At 54.2% G+C, this 271-nt stretch carries 1 protein-coding gene; it reads right to left on the bottom strand.

What is annotated here, in order from left to right:
• A partial coding sequence (locus tag SB764_RS40415; RefSeq protein WP_410866813.1) for an exonuclease domain-containing protein occupies nucleotides 1-155 on the bottom strand: 155 nt, incomplete at its 3' end.
• Nucleotides 156-271 lie beyond the last annotated feature (116 nt).

A 271-nucleotide genomic window follows, 5' to 3' on the forward strand; every position in this document is an offset into this window, starting at 1 on the left:
GGCTTAATGACGACGTCGACGCCGTCGCCAAGGATGTTGAGCTCGGAGTCAGTAACAAGCGCTGCGACCTCGATCAAGGCATCGTTCTCGATATCCAGTCCGGTCATTTCGCAATCGATCCAAACGATGCGTTCATTAGTAATAGGCACCCGCACAGCCTATCGTTCAGGTCCTTGCAAGTGCTCCGATGGTAGGCTTTTCGAGCAAGGCAGTGTCTTTTTTCCTGCTGTGCGAAGCCCCTGGAGATGCACGTATTGCCCCGAAGTGCTCG

This window comes from Paraburkholderia sp. SIMBA_027 (assembly GCF_046535315.1).
Lineage (GTDB): Bacteria > Pseudomonadota > Gammaproteobacteria > Burkholderiales > Burkholderiaceae > Paraburkholderia > Paraburkholderia tropica.